This is a genomic window from Bacillus sp. FSL K6-3176, assembly GCF_038003325.1.
Lineage (GTDB): Bacteria > Bacillota > Bacilli > Bacillales > Bacillaceae > Bacillus > Bacillus altitudinis.
The window spans coordinates 3,187,316-3,202,482 of sequence record NZ_JBBOOX010000001.1 but is presented as its reverse complement, the minus strand read 5'-3'; the positions used below and the strand labels follow the sequence as shown (position 1 = coordinate 3,202,482).

Here is a 15,167-nt window from a genome sequence, read left to right as displayed (position 1 = left end):
ATGTGACCGGTTGATCCAATTCATCCGGTCGACTCTTTATGCAGGCAGTTGTCATGGGAGGGGAATATCGTTTTGAAAAGAAAGCTGATGATGGCTGGAATGGCAGCGTTTATTGGAACAACGTGGCTATACATTCCAGGGAACGAAAATCGTGCATTCGCATACGAAGACCTAGATCAAAAACGTCAACAAATTGAAGAGAAAACATCGAAGACTGAATCAACTTTGAAGAAAAAGAAATCAGAACTGGCAAAGCTTGAAAAGAAAGAATCAAAGCTAAAGCAAGAAATTGAAAAAATTGACCAAAAAGTAAGTGCCGCAACTGAAAAAGTCGCTGAAAAAGAAAAAGAGGTCAAACAGACGAAACAAGAGATCAAAAAACTAAAAAAAGAGATTGAAGTCATCAACGAGCGAATTGAAAAGAGAAAAGCGATTTTCAAAGATCGAATTCGTTCTATGCAAAAAAGTGGCGGTACAATCAACTATTTAGATGTGCTGCTAGGTGCTCGTAGCTTTAGTGATTTTGTCAGTCGTGTGGGAGCTGTTACAACCATCGTCGAAGCAGATAAAGACATGATTACAGAACACGAAAATGATTTGGAGCTAGTGGAGCAAAAAGAAGCAGAGCTAAATAAACAGCTAAGTGGACTTGAAACATCTTTGAAAGAGCTTGAAACGTTGAAAAAGGACCTATCTAAACAGCAAAAAGAAAAAGGAAAAGTCCTTGGTCATGTAACGGAAGAAAAAGAACATGCACATGATGAACTAGGAAAGCTTGAAAATGAACAAGAAATTCTAGCGAATCAGAAAGCGGCGGTAAAGTCTGAAGAAGCACGCCGTCAAAAAGAAGAAGCGAAGAAAGCAGAACAAGCAGCTGCTGAAAAAAGTGCACCTGCACCAAGTGGAGGATCTGATCAAGTGTCAGATACACCAGCAAGTAGCTCAGGTTTCATTAAACCAGCTGCAGGCCGTTTCTCATCAGGCTTTGGCGGGCGTTCTGGCGGACAGCACTACGGATTAGATATCGCTGCAAAAGGCACTGTATCTGTCGTTGCAGCCGCATCTGGCACAGTCACGAACTCAAGCTACTCGTCGAGTTATGGGAATGTGGTGTTCATTACACATAACATCAATGGCCAAACGTATCAAACGGTATACGCTCATCTTTCAACAAGAAGTGTGTCAACAGGTCAAAGAGTCGAGCAAGGTCAATTCCTTGGATATATGGGCAACACAGGTCAGTCTTATGGCCAGCATCTTCATTTTGAAATTCATAAAGGATTATGGAATGGCGCGAAATCAAATGCAGTCAATCCAGCACAATATATCCGCTGACAAAAAGCCGATAACATCATGTTATCGGCTTTTTTCATGTAGATGAAATTAAAATAACAGCAGTAATCCGGCAATAATAGGTGTTAAAAGCACAGCGGATTTTAATAAAAGTTTTGGCGCAAGGCGTGTAAATTTTGCCCCAATAAAAGCCCCTAATACGGTACCGATTAAGATCTGAACGAGCAGGATAAAGTCAACATAGCCTTCTGAAATATAACCAATCCCACCGCCAATAGAGATTGGAATAATCACTAGCATCGTTGTGCCAACAGCTTGTCTAATAGACAGCTTCAGCAAAATCAAAAGCCCCACTTGAATAAATGGTGCTGATCCGATACCGAACATCCCTGAAAGCATCCCTGATACAAGGCCTAATATAATGCCCCTGATCAGCAATTGGCGTGAAGAAAGCGGCTGCTGCTCAGCATCTTCTTTTAGGACAAACAATTTGATCATCATAAAAACAGCAGATAAAAAGAGCATACCAGCTGTTAAATAGTGCAGGCTATCCTCTGGAATAAAAGGAGCCACTTTTGCTCCGGCAAATGAAGCAATACAAGCTAGTGCACCGACAATCAAACCTGATTTGAGCTGAATATTTCCTTCTCGGTAGTGGCTGTATGCACCAGATAAAGTCGTAAATGCCATAGCAGCTAAAGATGTCCCAAGTGCAGTATGGATTGGTACATCAAAGATTAACGTCAGCAATGCGATGACAAAACCAGCCCCGCCAGCTCCTACAAACCCTAGTAAAATTCCTAATAAAAGCATAGTCAATATAATATACATAGCGATGACTCCTTCTCGATCGTAACAAAATAAAAATTACACCTAATGAAATGATTAGTCAAGCCTCCCTAGGAGAATGTCTTTACATGAAATCCCTTCTTCTGGCATATAATAACTCAGGTCATCAGGAAGAGTTGAAGAAGGAGGCCAAATATGAAAAAACAAATCGCATCCATCATGGCAAGTGTCATTCTCATCATCAGTGCAGGGGTTGTGACGCATAAAGAGGCGACTCAGGCGGAGTCACCGAAAGCGGCTGCTGCAGTGGCTGGACAAGCTCAATCAAGTGATCGAGCGAAGGAAAACGGAATGGAGAAAATTGAGAAAGCCTATGACCTCATTTCGAATGAATATGTAGAGGAAGTGGATCGTCAAAAGCTGCTTGAAGGTGCCATTCAAGGAATGCTTTCAACCTTAAATGATCCGTATTCAGTATACATGGACAAGCAAACCGCAAAGCAATTTTCGGATTCACTTGATTCCTCATTTGAAGGAATTGGGGCAGAAGTTGGAATGGATGAAGGAAAGATTATCATTGTCTCTGCCTTTAAAAAATCCCCTGCAGCAAAGGCGGGTCTGAAACCGAAAGATGAAATCATCAGCATTGACGGTGAGACGATGAAAGAAAAAAGCCTAAACGATGCTGTACTGAAAATAAGAGGAAAAAAGGGAACGTCTGTCGCCTTGAAAATCAGACGAAATGGAATTGAAAAAGAGCTAACATTCCATATCAAACGAGAAGAAATCCCGCTTGAAACCGTAACGGCTTCAATGAAAGAGGTCAATGGTCATAAAACAGGCTATATCGCGATCTCTAGCTTCTCTGAAGATACGGCGAAGGATTTCACGGCAAGCTTGAATAAGCTCGAGAAAAAGGGCATGGAAGGCCTTGTGCTGGACGTGAGAGGAAATCCTGGCGGCTATCTACAAAGTGTGGAAGATATTTTGAAACATTTTATCACAAAGGATCAGCCATATATTCAAATTGCAGAACGGAATGGCGATCGAAAACGATATTTTTCAAAACGAAAAGAACAAAAACCATACCCGGTCAATGTCTTAATTGATAAAGGAAGTGCATCCGCTTCTGAAATTCTGGCTGGTGCTTTGAAAGAAGCAGGCAAGTATGAAGTGGTAGGTGACGTTTCCTTTGGTAAAGGAACTGTGCAGCAGGCGGTACCAATGGGAGATGGAAGTAACATTAAATTAACGCTGTATAAGTGGCTGACACCGAAAGGGAATTGGATTCACAAAAAAGGCGTTGTGCCGACCATTGCGATTCATCAACCAGATTACTTCACCGTTGGCCCGCTCCAGCTGAAAGAACCGCTTCAGCTTGATATGAACAATGAAGAAGTCAGACAAGCACAGACATTGTTAAAAGGGTTATCATTTGACCCTGGCAGAGTAGATGGATATTTTGACGAAGAAACGAAAAAAGCTGTACTCGCATTTCAAAGCACATACAATCTCGATAAATCAGGTGTGATTGATTTAAAGACAGCGAAAATGATGAACAAGATGGTAGATGAAGTGAAATCTTATGAAAAGAATGATCTTCAGCTGCAAACTGCACTAAAAGCACTATATCTCAAAAAATAAAGAGGCGAATAAATGCCTCTTTTTTTTGGTTCATAAGTGTTACGAACATGTAATAATTTATTCTTAAAAATATATTATATCGAGAAATATATTCATTTATTTTACAAAAAACATAACATTCCTTCGAATTTACCCGATAACATATTTATATAAGAGACTTTCTGTTGATTTAAACATGTCATGAAAATGAAACTTTTGAAAGTTGTATGTTACATAAATAATTCTTACAATAAAAAGTAGCACTCATTTTAAATATTTTATTTTTTGCGGATATTCAGCTTAAGCATTGAGCTGTACCGAGGTTTGCGCTTTTCTTAAAAGAACTAGTAAATGGGGGTACACAATTGAAAAGGGCAAGTATTGTGAGAGAGAAAAAATATTACGAGTTGGTAGAGGAGCTTAAGAGTCGTACGAAAGATGTGACGTTTTCGGCTACAAAGGCATTAAGTCTACTCATGCTGTTAAGCAGGTACTTGGTCAATTACACAACGGTAGAATCAGTCGACGAGATCGATGAAGACTGTGCTGAGATATACTTCAATTATTTAATGGATAATCATAAGAGACTTGGTATAAACTTAACCGACATCAAGAGGTCCATGCAGCTTCTCGGCGGCATACTAGATGTAGATGTGAATCACTATTTAAAAGATTTTTCACTGTCGAATGTCACACTTTGGATGAATCAGGAGAAATAAACCTGATGTCAAGCATCGATTTATTTGATAGAATAAGAGAAAATGCTTGACTTGGGCGGTGAACGATAATGAGCTCGGAGTGGATGGGAGCCGGATTAAAAGCGGTCGGTCTGTTTTTAATCCATCCTCTTTTTTATTTTATGGTATTAATCAGCCTATTATATGGCTACATCCGCGTAAAGCGGGAGAGAAAAGCGTTTCAAACAAGAATAGAAGATGTTTACGATGAACTGAAATTTACATATTCAAAGGGATGGGTTCCAGGAATTTGTCTATCGATCATATCTGTAGGCTTAGGGATTTCCCTTCCGCCTGGATTCATCGTGCTGATTGCAGCGATGACCATCGTTTTCTCTCTATTCTTTAAGGCGAGTGCGCTTTCGTCTGCATACACACTCGGTTTCAGTTTTATTGCGGCATTTGGATTGATGTCTGTTCAAGTGAGCCATTCCTGGCTGCCGCAGCTTTCAATGATGAATGCATCAGCCGTTGTGATCCTGTTAGGGCTACTGTTAATGACTGAAGGCATGTTAGCCTATCGAACGGCGCATTTACGTACATCGCCTGCAATGGTGATGAGTGCGAGAGGACTTTTGATCGGCCAGCAGCGAGCAAACCGTCTGTGGCTTCTACCACTTGTTTTGCTGATGCCGGCAGGTGAATGGACTTCTTCTCTGCCATGGTGGCCTGTGCTTCAAGTGCACGATCAAAGCTTTTCATTTATTGTGATCCCGTACATCATCGGCTTTGGCCAGCGTATTCAAGGATCGCTGCCAATTGTGAGTATTCAAATTACGTCACGCCGAATTATGATGCTCGGTCTAGCTGTTGCTGCAGTAGGTGCGGCAAGTATTTGGTTTGAGCCGATTGCGTGGGGAGCTGTTGTTCTAGCGATTGCAGGAAGAGCCTTTTTATCATGGAAGCAGAGGGCGAATGACAACGCTGCACCATTCTTTTTCTCTAAGCGGAATCAAGGGCTTATGGTGCTTGGTATCATTCCGAATACCCCTGCGGCTGATTTAAAGCTTGAGATCGGAGAAATGATTACAAAGGTCAATGGAATCGAGATCAAAACCGTTTCAGAATTTTATGAAGCACTACAAACCAATCGTGCTCTGACAAAGCTTGAGATCATTGGTCTCAATGGTCAGACAAGGTTTGAGAAACGCGCCTCTTACGAAGGGGAGCATCACCAGCTTGGTATCTTGTTTGTGAAGGACGATCCACAGCAAGAGCCAACGGCGATTTCATCTTAAAAAAAGCTGCTAGAGATGGCAGCTTTTTTCTTTTGGGCGCGTTTCTCTCCCATAGGATTCGCCCCATTCACGCATGGCAAAGATAATGGGCTTTAACGTATTTCCAAGAGAAGTCAGTGAATACTCGACACGAGGAGGAACTTCCTCATAGACTTCACGGTGAACAATCCCGTCTTGTTCAAGTTCTCGTAATTGCAACGTCAGGACACGCTGCGAAATTCTTGGCAGAAGCCGGCGTATTTCGTTGTAACGCTTTGGACCGCAAGTCAAATGATAAAGGATGACGCCTTTCCATTTCCCTCCGATGACATTTGTAGTGATAGACACGGGACAGCCATGATTCACAATACTGACTGGATTGGATGGTGCACTCATCTCAACATTCCTTTCTTAAACGAAAATGGTCATAAACGAACATGTTTGTACCTAACGAACAAAAATGTGCGTACTTGAATCAATGGAAGCTTTTCTTTTACCATAGAGATAGGACATCACACATTCGGGTTGTTTGTTTTCCTATCATAACAATTTCTATGAGGGAATGGAAAGAAATTGGATTGTGAGAACACACCTGTTCATTAGAAAGGATGAATAAAATGCGAGACAAAGAGCAGTTAAAAAAAGAAATCATTGAGGCGTATGAATTCCGTCATGCGACAAAAGAGTTTGACCCAGCGAAAAAGATTCCAGAGGATGATTTTGCATTTATTTTAGAAACAGGAAGACTTTCTCCAAGCTCTGTAGGGTTTGAGCCTTGGAAGTTCCTCGTTGTTCAAAATGAAGCATTCAGAGAAAAATTAAAAGAGTATACATGGGGGGCGCAAAAGCAGCTTCCAACTGCCAGCCATTTTGTGATCATCTTGGCAAGAACAGATGCCCGCTATGATTCAGCATATGCAGAATACATCAACAAGCAAATCAAAGGAATGACAGACGAAACGTTTGAAATGGTCAAGGGGCGCTACAGAGAATTCCAAGAGAACGATCTTCATCTGCTAGAAAATGACCGTACATTATTTGATTGGGCTTCAAAACAAACGTATATTGCCTTAGGTAACATGATGACAGCTGCGGCACAGATCGGCATTGATTCATGCCCAGTTGAAGGATTTAGCTACGATCACATCCATCGTATCTTAGAAGAAGAAGGGTTACTGGAGGATGGTCAATACGACATCTCTGTCATGGCAGCCTTTGGTTATCGTGTCACTGAGCCAAAACGCGGCAAAACACGTCGCCCGATGGATGAAGTAGCTGTTTGGATTCGTTAATCGCTGTTTGTCTGAAAAAGGCTGTTGACAATTGCGTGGTTAGTCAGTATATTTAAAAAATAAAATCTTTGACGAATATACAAATTTGACTATAAACGCTTTGACTTGAGAATAGTAAATGAACATCCGTTTTTTAAGAGAGCTGCGGGTCGGTGCAACGCAGTAAAACGAATCATTGAACTCGCTCAAAGAGCGGTAAGACTGAATGAATAGTAAGTCTTTACGTGTGACCTCCGTTATCGGGTTTTAAGTTGGATTCAGCCATGGCTGAATCAATAAGAGTGGTAACGCGGTTGCAAGGTCAGTCGTCTCTTCCAGGAGATGGCTGGCCTTTTTATATGCTTTTATCTCATATTTGTCTGAAGATTCAAATTTAAAGGAGCTATAGAAAATGGAAAAGGAACATGTGCAGTTAAAACGAACAATGACATCAAGGCATATTATGATGCTTGCGCTTGGCGGTGCCATCGGTGCTGGTCTGTTTAAAGGAAGCAGTTCTGCCATTGATATTGCGGGTCCTGCTGTCATTTTGGCATACATGATTGGTGGTCTTATTTTATTATTTATTATGCAAGGACTTGCCGAAATGACCGTTGCACGACCTGGAGCAAGAACATTCCGTGACTTGATTGAACCTGTGTTAGGAAAATATCCGGCCTATTTCTTAGACTGGATCTATTGGAAGATGTGGGTGCTGAACATTGCAGCAGAAGCGATTGTGTCGGCCATTTTTATTCAGTACTGGTTCCCACAAGTGCCAATCTGGATGCTTGTGTTAATCATTTCACTTGTAGTCACAATCATTAATGTTTGCTCAGTCAAAATGTTTGCTGAGACAGAGTATTGGTTAGCTTCTATTAAAATTGCTGTCATCATCTTATTTATTATCATTGGATTCACCATGCTATTTGTCTCATTCGGACAGCATGCAGCACCTGGATTGTCTAACTTAACGGATCACGGTGGATTTTTCCCAAATGGTACTGGCGGATTAATTGCAGCAATGCTGGTTGTCGTGTATTCATATGGTGGGACGGAGATGATTGGGGTCACTTTAGCAGAAACAAAAAACCCTGAAAAAGTCATACCAAAGGCCATTCAAAGTACGTTTGTACGCATCATCGGTTTTTATGTACTGCCGTTCTTTATCATTGTCAGCTTAATCCCTTGGAATCAAGTAAACAATGAGCAAGTAAGTCCATTTGTGACAGTGTTTGCAACGATCGGAGTACCGTATGCCAGTGACATCATGAATGGTATTATCTTACTAGCGATTTTGTCTTCTATGAACTCTGGCTTGTATGCTTCATCACGGGTGCTTTATACACAGGCAATGGATGGCCGTGTATGGAAAGGATTCTCCAAGCTGTCAAAACAGCAGGTGCCTGTTCGAGCCATCCTTGTATGTACATCTACTTTGTATGCAGCTGTATTGATTTCTCTTTTTGTAGGAAGTCAAACGTTTAATTACTTGATGGGCTCTTTAAGTTACACAGTTCTATTCATCTGGTTTATCATTGCCGTCGGTCATTTGAAATCTCGAAGCATCGCACAGCCAGGCGGATATCGCGTGAAGCTGTATCCTTTCACAACGTGGTTTTCCGTTATTGCGATCATGGCCATTTTTGTCGGCGTTGTATTCAATACACCAATTGTTCAAACGCTGGTCACAATGGGCATTTATTTAATCATTACACTTTCTTTCTTTATTAACAGAAAACGGTTTGAAACAGCCGTCTAATTTATTAAAAAGCGTGCAGGACCTTCTGAAGGGTCTCGCACGCTTTTTTTAATGCTGTTTATATTGCTTGAAATGGACAGGGGATTGAACGGGATGTGGCTTTGCCTGAAGGCCATAGCTCTCCCTGACGATATAAAGCGGCCGGTCCTTGGCTTCATCGTAGATTCGGCCGATATACTCTCCGATCATGCCTAACATAAAGAGGATGATCCCGCTAAAGAATAGCTGAATGACAATTAATGAACTCCAGCCGGTGATGGTGCTGTTAGTAAAAAGCTTTAAATATAAGACAAGAAACATCGAAATGAAGCCAATAGCTGAAAGGACAATGCCTGCCACGCTGGCCAGCTTTAAAGGTTTGTAAGAAAAAGATGTGATCCCATCCATCGAGAGCTTGAGCATCTTTTTGAGAGGGTACTTTGTTTCTCCTGCCAACCGCTCATCCCGAACATATTCTACCGCAATCTGTTTGAAGCCAACCCAGCTCACTAATCCGCGGACAAATGGGTTTTTCTCGCGTATTTTTCTCATTTCATGACACACTTTACGATCCATCAATCTAAAGTCGCCGGTGTCAATAGGAATATCTACTTCGGTGATTTGACGTAGCACTCGGTAGAAAAGGGAAGCCGTGTACTTTTTGAAAGCTGTTTCGCCTTTTCGTTGCGTGCGGACCGCGTATACGACCTCATAGCCTTCCTTCCATTTTTCAATCATGTCTAAAATCAATTCAGGTGGATCTTGTAAATCCGCATCAATCACTACGACAGCTTCTCCCTTTGCATAATCCATTCCCGCTGTAATGGCAATTTGATGCCCAAAGTTACGAGAAAAATCAATAAGTCTCACATGCGGATCAGTCTGGCAGTACCCTTTAATCAGTTCAGCTGTTCGATCCATACTGCCGTCATTGACGAAGAGAAGCTCATATGCTTCTCCCGTCGAATCCATGACGGTCTTGAGGCGCTGATACGATTCATGGATCACAAGTTCTTCATTATACACTGGGACTACAACAGAGTATTGTATGTTCTTTTCCATCAGTCATCGTTCCTCCCTTTTAATAGATGAATTAATCAACGGATAGTTCATAAAGAGTACCGCTCTCCATTCCGCCCATTCGTCCATTTGACTGATCATTTTGTTCGGATTGTTGGCTGCCTGTTTGCTGGTTCGTTTTGGATGTAGAGCTATTCTGCCATTTAGAAGCAGTTACTTCTTTGCCATTTTTTTGAATCCAAGTAAGAATGTCAGAGCTGCCGCCTCTCATACCAGAAAGATAGAAGTATTTGATTTTGCCGTCTTTAACGAGCTGTTTGAATTCATTAAGCGTGAGAATGTTATCAGATCCACTAAATCCACCTAATGCCATAACAGCTTTTCCTGTTTTAATAATGTAAGGCGAAGCAGTGGTTGCATCTGTTGTCCCGAATAGGAATTCTTCTCCCGTATTGTTTTTCTCAAGATAGCTGATCAGCTTTTCATTGACTTGTGAACTCATGCTGCCACTTGAAGTTGCAAGCTGAGGACCAGCCTCTGGCAGCATACTGTTTCCTCCGTAAAGAAGAGGTGTGCTTGCCCAGTATAGTGGTGCGATCAGCATCCCAAGGATGGCAATGAGAGACATGAATTGTTTTAGTTTTTCTTTCCCTTTTATCAAGAGTAGAGAAAGGGTGGTTCCAACACCAATGATACCGACTGCAATGCTTAGTCCAAGACCGATCGTGCTTGTAAAAGTGGATAGGATAAAGATTTCAAATGCGGTTGTGACGAATATCGCAATTGGCAGTAGCCATTTTTTAAAGCCAGTTCCCGTTTGAAACAATTGAGTCATAGAAACCCATCCGGCTCCTGCTAAGACAGCAATTGGCGGTGCCAGCATGATTAAATAATAGTGATGGAAAAATCCAGCTACACTGAAGAATGCAGCAACAGGTATAAGCCAAGCTAACCAAAATAGTGTTTCTTTTTGTTTTGTATTGAGGCGTCTTCTTTCAAAGGCTGTCGAGAAGAAGATACCAATCGCACCGAAGAGCGCAAATGGAAGCAGCCAGCTGATTTGATCGGACAGTTCAGATTGGAACAGACGTAATGGCCCTTTTGTTCCTGTTCCAAACATGCCAGAACCATTTCCCATTTTTCCGCCCCCGCCATTTGGCGGTCCATCACCATTACCGCCTGAAGGCATATCAGGTGGTGTTGTGCCGTTTGCATTGCTTGGTGGTCCTTGCATTGAAGGCTGTTCCTGACTGGATGATTGGTTTGAATTGTCTGAGTTGTTTTGAGTTCCATTTGATGGCGGCTGAGGCATGGTGGATGAATCATTGTCATTTTGCTGATCACCCTGCTGTGAAGGTGGCTGTCCCTCACCTTGATTTGTGCCGCCTCCGCCAGACTGTTGACCAGTCAACCGCTGCAGACCATTGTAACCAAAGGCTAATTCTAGTGCTGAGTTCGATTGACTTGATCCCATATAAGGACGATTGTCTTTGGAAGTGAGATCAACCGCTATAGACCATGAAGCAGATACACCTAAAAGAACAATCATTGAAATCATCAGTGATAACAACTTTTTCTTCCATGTCGTTCGATAGGCAATGATGTAAAACAGAACGAGAGCCGGTACAATCATATACGCTTGTAGCATTTTTGTATTAAAACCGACACCGATCATTGCAAAAGAAGCAATCGCCCAAAGCACTTTCTGCTGTTTCACAGCCTTGAACATCATGGCTGTTGCGAGTAAAAGAATAAAGACGAGTAAGCTGTCAATGTTATTTGTACGAGATACAGCAACTGCGATTGGTGTACACGCCATAATGAGTGCTGACAGTCTTGCTGCAGCCTGGCCAAATGTAGGTTTGACTAGGCGGTAGATTAAATAAACAGATCCAATGCCAGCTAAAGCTTGGGGTAAGATCACACTCCAGCCATGCAGGCCGAAAATTTTGGCACTGATCGTTTGCAGCCAGAAGGCGAGCGGTGGTTTATCCACCGTGACATAACCTGAGGGATCGAACGAAGCAAAGAAGAAATTATGCCAGCTTTGCATCATACTTGTGACCGCCGCTGTATAATAAGCGTTCACCGTATCGTCGTTCCAAATGTTATAAATGTTTAAAATGGCAGATAAAATCAATATGAAAAATAAATAAAGATCAAATTTCTGAAAGCGTCTAATCAAAAGCTTGTCACTCCTTTTTCTTAACTTGAAAAAAGTGTAACAAGCAAATATGAATAAATTGTTAATAAAAAAAGGCCAATTCTTTATTTTTCTGTTGAATAAAAACAGCTCTAGAAAAGAGCTGTTTTGTTTAAGATGTCATCTTATTTTATGAGGAGACAGGAGGAGTTTCAGTGCTCTCTGTACTTGGTAATTGTATAATAGCGGTCGTACCTAGGCCTTGTTCAGATTGAAGAACGAACGTGCCACGATGTTTTTTTATAATTTGATAAACAATGGCTAGTCCAAGACCAGAGCCGCCATCTTTTCTTGTGCGGGCTTTATTCACTCGATAAAAACGCTCAGAAACATGAGGGAGATCTCCTTTTGGAATTCCGCTGCCTTCATCTGTGATTCTCAATTCAGCAGTTTGTTGGTGAACGAATAATTCAATCGAAATCGATTTTCCTGATGGCGTGTAATGGATGGCATTGTCCAATAAATTACGAACGACTTGCTCAAGTCGATCGCTATCACCATAAATAATACAATCTTCTTCGAGTTCTCGGTTGAACGAGATTCCCTTTTGACTAGTAATGAATGTCATTTGATCAAGAACATCATGAATAAGCTGCGCAAAGACGATTGGTTCCATCGTTAGTGGATAAGATTCCCCCTCTAACTGCGCGAGATCAAGAAGATCATGTACGAGCCTGCTTAATCGTGTGGATTCGTCTTGAATAATCTGCATGCCTTTCTTTTGATCAATAATGCCTTCTTCAATTCCTTCGGCATAGCCTTTCATATAACTTAAAGGCGTTCTCAGTTCGTGAGAGACATTAGCAAGGAACTCTCTGCGATGCTGTTCAACTTTTTCTAACGTAGAGGACAGTTTATTAAAGGAACGGCTCAGCTGATTTAGCTCATCCCCTTTTTTGGTCACAGCCATGCGTTTTGAAAAATCACCAGATTCCATTTCCATTGCAATTTCTTTCATTTGATTGATCGTCCTTACGACTTTATTAGAACTTTTATATCCAATAAAGAAAATCAAAAGCAGGATAATTAAAATAGAGATGCCAAGCGTTAATCGAATTTGAACAAACGGTTCATACACATCAGATAAAGGCATAGAGAGGAAAATGGTTCCTGATAAATCATTTTTGTTTGAGAACACAGGGATGGCAATCCCGAGAATATCTTGATGAAACTGGGGGTGTTCTCTAATTAACACAACTGTTTTCCCCTGAAGAAGCTTTTGGCGTTCTTTAAACGTAATGAGGTTATCGTTTGTATTCGTATCGAAAGGAATACCGCTTGAAAGCTCCATAGGATCATCAGTAAAAATAACACTTGCCTGACTTGAGTCATTTGCCCACTTCATTCTGTCAGTAAAATACGTGTCTTTCCCGTGTTTGTGATAGATTTCTGCCAGCTTCTTTCCTTGTAAACTTAAAGAGTCAATCTGTTTATCTATATATAAGTGCTGGTATAAGTAATAAGTCAGGGCAAGAGCTGAGGCAGCAACGATGCCTATAACGGAAAGGATTAAGAAAAGCACTTTCCTTTTAATAGATAATGGCTTCATTTGTCCTCCTCAAACTTATAGCCGACACCCCAAACGGTTTTAATATACCGTTCCGCTTCCTTTAATTTCAGTCTTAGTGTTTTAATATGTGTATCGACTGTTCTTAAAGAGCCACTAGATGAGTGTGATTCCCACAATTTTTGATAGAGCTGTTCACGGGAAAAGACTTGGCCTTGATTGAGCAGAAGAAACATAAGTAAATCAAATTCTCTTCTTGTTAAATTGATGGGCTCTTGCTTGAGATAGACTTGTCTGCCGTCTTGATCGATCTCCAAGTCACCAATCATGATTCGACTGCGCTTTAAAGAAAGACCTCTAATTCGTCTTAATGTCGTTTCAATTCTAGCTGCAAGCTCACGTAGACTAAAAGGCTTCATGATGTAGTCGTCTGCTCCAATTTCCAGCCCCTTAATGCGATCCTCTTCATAACTTCTAGCTGTTAAAAATAAAATGGGGATTTGGGAGGTTTGCCTGATGCGCTGGCAGACTTCGAATCCATCCATATCTGGCATCATAATATCCAATACAACAAGGTCAATGGCCTCTTTTTCAAGCTGATGTAAGGCGCCCGTGCCATTATTTGCAGTTATCACGTGAAAGCCTTGTCTCTGCAAAAAGGATCCGATTAACTCAAGCATATCTAATTCATCATCTACTATTAAAATATTCATCTGTTCTTTCATTTCTTTTCCTCCAACATGATAGCATAAGGTCCTGCTGGGATGTTCAGTCGGTTCTTCAACATGAATGTATGTTTGTCGATGACGGATACTGAATTGTCATCTAAGTTACTGACATATATAGATGAGGAATCAGCAGTGATATAATTCGGATTTTGACCGGTCTCAACAGAGGAAAGCAGTTTGTTTTTCTCGGTATTTACTTTATATAGTGTATGGTCTCCATGACATAATACATATAAAGTAGAAGAGTTTTTTTCTGAAAAAAATGCGACTGGCATAACACCTAGTTTGATTTCTCGCTGTTTTTTACCTGTTTTAGGGTCGTAAGCAAAAATGCTCTTATTTAATGTGCCCGGTTTACCGTGTCCTCCAACCCAAATGGAATGCCCATCAAAATGAATGCCAGATGGCCGTTCTAGGACGGAAATCGTTCGTATCTTTTTTTTCTTTTCAATATCAATGACTGAAACAGAATGACTTTTTGCATTTAAAACAAACAACGTTCCTGAAGAAGACAACGCCATAGAAGAGGGTAATGTCCCGGTCTTCACAGTTGCTTTTATTTTCTTGTGCACTGTATCGATAAAATAAACGACATTTTTCTCTGAATCGGTCACAAGTAAAGTGTTGGTCTCCGCATCATACGCAAGTGAAGTCAGACCTTTATTCACATCCATATAGTCCGCTGCTGTTCCTTTTTTTAGATTGATTTCTATAAGAGATTGTCCCTCCTTACTTGATGCAATGATCACATCTTTGTTGATGTGAACAAGATCAGTGAGAGGATGTTTTAAATCAACGGAAGAGACAATTTTATTTTTTTGTAAATCAACGATTGAAAAGGAGGCTTTTTTTAGTTGAGAAATGACAGCAATTGATTGAGAGCTGCCAGGTGGCGTAAATTGCTGGTCTTTTCCGCAGCCTGCTAGGAAAAATAGTAGAGCTGACAAGCATATTAAAAAATATTTCACTCGTTTCATCCTTCTGCTCCTTTGGTGCTCTATTTTCAAAAAGCATAACACAAAAATTGTGAAAAAAAAT

The 15,167-nt window shown here is 41.0% G+C and carries 13 protein-coding genes and 1 other annotated feature; of the genes, 6 read left to right on the top strand and 7 right to left on the bottom strand.

Translation table 11 applies throughout. The annotated features are described in order from the left end of the window. Positions 1–72: 72 nt before the first annotated feature. Entirely contained in the window at positions 73–1,335 is a 1,263-nt protein-coding gene (locus tag MHB38_RS16710) for a murein hydrolase activator EnvC family protein (RefSeq protein WP_008348225.1), read from the top strand. Positions 1,336–1,383: 48 nt separating this feature from the next. Here MHB38_RS16710 and MHB38_RS16705 read toward each other — a convergent pair whose 3' ends face one another. After that, positions 1,384–2,124: a sulfite exporter TauE/SafE family protein gene (locus MHB38_RS16705; RefSeq protein WP_008348223.1), complete on the bottom strand. Its 741-nt coding sequence runs from the start codon at positions 2,122–2,124 to the stop codon at positions 1,384–1,386. Positions 2,125–2,277: 153 nt separating this feature from the next. Between MHB38_RS16705 and ctpB the strand changes: the two genes are divergently transcribed. The 3 genes from ctpB to MHB38_RS16690 all read left to right on the top strand — a co-directional run bounded on the left by ctpB (position 2,278) and on the right by MHB38_RS16690 (position 5,680). Continuing rightward, a complete protein-coding gene (gene ctpB, locus MHB38_RS16700) occupies positions 2,278–3,726 on the top strand; it encodes a carboxy-terminal processing protease CtpB (RefSeq protein WP_008348221.1) in 1,449 nt (482 codons plus the stop codon). 344 nt (positions 3,727–4,070) lie between these two features. Continuing rightward, entirely contained in the window at positions 4,071–4,424 is a 354-nt protein-coding gene (locus MHB38_RS16695) for a swarming motility protein SwrAA (protein WP_007500014.1), read from the top strand. Positions 4,425–4,492: 68 nt separating this feature from the next. Then, positions 4,493–5,680: a PDZ domain-containing protein gene (locus tag MHB38_RS16690; RefSeq protein WP_026050152.1), complete on the top strand. Its 1,188-nt coding sequence runs from the start codon at positions 4,493–4,495 to the stop codon at positions 5,678–5,680. 9 nt (positions 5,681–5,689) lie between these two features. Here MHB38_RS16690 and MHB38_RS16685 read toward each other — a convergent pair whose 3' ends face one another. Then, complete coding sequence (locus MHB38_RS16685) at positions 5,690–6,055, bottom strand: winged helix-turn-helix transcriptional regulator (RefSeq protein ID WP_017357877.1); 366 nt, start codon at positions 6,053–6,055, stop codon at positions 5,690–5,692. A 221-nt stretch (positions 6,056–6,276) separates the two neighbouring features. Here MHB38_RS16685 and MHB38_RS16680 point away from each other — a divergent pair, with 221 nt between their 5' ends. Beyond that, positions 6,277–6,951 (top strand): NAD(P)H-dependent oxidoreductase, encoded by a 675-nt coding sequence (locus MHB38_RS16680; protein WP_008348217.1) that lies wholly within the window; start codon positions 6,277–6,279, stop codon positions 6,949–6,951. Between the two features lie 91 nt (positions 6,952–7,042). Further along, positions 7,043–7,267, top strand: a binding site (T-box leader). Between the two features lie 75 nt (positions 7,268–7,342). Further along, positions 7,343–8,692 carry an amino acid permease gene (locus MHB38_RS16675; protein WP_007500022.1) on the top strand — a complete coding sequence of 450 codons (1,350 nt, stop codon included), beginning with the start codon at positions 7,343–7,345 and terminating at the stop codon, positions 8,690–8,692. Positions 8,693–8,740: 48 nt separating this feature from the next. Here MHB38_RS16675 and MHB38_RS16670 read toward each other — a convergent pair whose 3' ends face one another. The 5 genes from MHB38_RS16670 to MHB38_RS16650 form a co-directional block, all read right to left on the bottom strand. Beyond that, positions 8,741–9,733 carry a glycosyltransferase family 2 protein gene (locus MHB38_RS16670; RefSeq protein WP_008348213.1) on the bottom strand — a complete coding sequence of 331 codons (993 nt, stop codon included), beginning with the start codon at positions 9,731–9,733 and terminating at the stop codon, positions 8,741–8,743. Between the two features lie 31 nt (positions 9,734–9,764). Then, complete coding sequence (locus MHB38_RS16665; RefSeq protein ID WP_017357879.1) at positions 9,765–11,876, bottom strand: ArnT family glycosyltransferase; 2,112 nt, start codon at positions 11,874–11,876, stop codon at positions 9,765–9,767. Between the two features lie 148 nt (positions 11,877–12,024). Continuing rightward, positions 12,025–13,443, bottom strand: a complete 1,419-nt coding sequence (locus tag MHB38_RS16660; protein WP_048002899.1) for a HAMP domain-containing sensor histidine kinase — start codon at positions 13,441–13,443, stop codon at positions 12,025–12,027. Beyond that, positions 13,440–14,126 (bottom strand): response regulator transcription factor, encoded by a 687-nt coding sequence (locus MHB38_RS16655; protein ID WP_048001940.1) that lies wholly within the window; start codon positions 14,124–14,126, stop codon positions 13,440–13,442. The genes MHB38_RS16660 and MHB38_RS16655 overlap by 4 nt, the downstream gene beginning before the upstream one ends. Next, entirely contained in the window at positions 14,123–15,106 is a 984-nt protein-coding gene (locus tag MHB38_RS16650; RefSeq protein ID WP_017357882.1) for a YncE family protein, read from the bottom strand. The genes MHB38_RS16655 and MHB38_RS16650 overlap by 4 nt, the downstream gene beginning before the upstream one ends. Positions 15,107–15,167 lie beyond the last annotated feature (61 nt).

What these genes read in the sequence shown, in the direction of transcription:
- MHB38_RS16705 (WP_008348223.1), bottom strand. Translation starts at nt 2,124, where the DNA reads ATGTATATTATATTGACTATGCTTTTATTAGGAATTTTACTAGGGTTT.
- ctpB (WP_008348221.1), top strand. Translation starts at nt 2,278, where the DNA reads ATGAAAAAACAAATCGCATCCATCATGGCAAGTGTCATTCTCATCATC.
- MHB38_RS16690 (WP_026050152.1), top strand. Translation starts at nt 4,493, where the DNA reads ATGAGCTCGGAGTGGATGGGAGCCGGATTAAAAGCGGTCGGTCTGTTT.
- MHB38_RS16685 (WP_017357877.1), bottom strand. Translation starts at nt 6,055, where the DNA reads ATGAGTGCACCATCCAATCCAGTCAGTATTGTGAATCATGGCTGTCCC.
- MHB38_RS16680 (WP_008348217.1), top strand. Translation starts at nt 6,277, where the DNA reads ATGCGAGACAAAGAGCAGTTAAAAAAAGAAATCATTGAGGCGTATGAA.
- MHB38_RS16675 (WP_007500022.1), top strand. Translation starts at nt 7,343, where the DNA reads ATGGAAAAGGAACATGTGCAGTTAAAACGAACAATGACATCAAGGCAT.
- MHB38_RS16670 (WP_008348213.1), bottom strand. Translation starts at nt 9,733, where the DNA reads ATGGAAAAGAACATACAATACTCTGTTGTAGTCCCAGTGTATAATGAA.
- MHB38_RS16660 (WP_048002899.1), bottom strand. Translation starts at nt 13,443, where the DNA reads ATGAAGCCATTATCTATTAAAAGGAAAGTGCTTTTCTTAATCCTTTCC.
- MHB38_RS16655 (WP_048001940.1), bottom strand. Translation starts at nt 14,126, where the DNA reads ATGAAAGAACAGATGAATATTTTAATAGTAGATGATGAATTAGATATG.
- MHB38_RS16650 (WP_017357882.1), bottom strand. Translation starts at nt 15,106, where the DNA reads ATGAAACGAGTGAAATATTTTTTAATATGCTTGTCAGCTCTACTATTT.